This is a genomic window from Methylobacterium sp. WL116, assembly GCF_008039455.1.
Classification (GTDB): Bacteria; Pseudomonadota; Alphaproteobacteria; order Rhizobiales; family Beijerinckiaceae; genus Methylobacterium.
Genome location: NZ_VRUV01001148.1, coordinates 1 through 459, shown reverse-complemented (window position 1 = coordinate 459; position 459 = coordinate 1). Strand labels below are relative to the sequence as shown.

Here is a 459-nt window from a genome sequence, read left to right as displayed (position 1 = left end):
ATGCCGCTCTCGCCTCAGGGCATGAGAGCTTCGGCTTGAGCTGGTTGATGATCCAGTACCATAAACTACCGGACGATAACGGTCGTCTGCAGAACCCAATCCTCTGGTGGGGCCTTGGAATGAACGCTGTGACGGACCGACGTGATAGTCCTGTCTGCTCCATCGACGTCCAGTTGATTGCCAACGGCGTATAAGGGAAACGGCTGACGGGTCGGACCGAAGCTGCCGAAAGTTCTGCCCTGCTCATCTTGGAATACAACTACGAACGCGTGGTAGACCTGCGGGCCCGCGTCGGCCCCGAAACTCATGGCATGACCGTTCATCGCGCAACCTCTACTTTTATCTGACTGATCGTTAGATTGTGCGCCCTATCCACGGCGCCTGTCTCTGTGAGCATAAATCGCCTAAGCGGCTTCTTTCCATGTGATCAGCAAAGCTCGGATTGTTGCCGGGCTTTGT

The 459-nt window shown here is 55.6% G+C and carries 1 protein-coding gene; it reads left to right on the top strand.

Translation table 11 applies throughout. The features are described from left to right. Positions 1-194: hypothetical protein (locus tag FV223_RS31375; RefSeq protein ID WP_210247541.1), on the top strand; the 194-nt coding region annotated here is incomplete at its 5' end. Positions 195-459 lie beyond the last annotated feature (265 nt).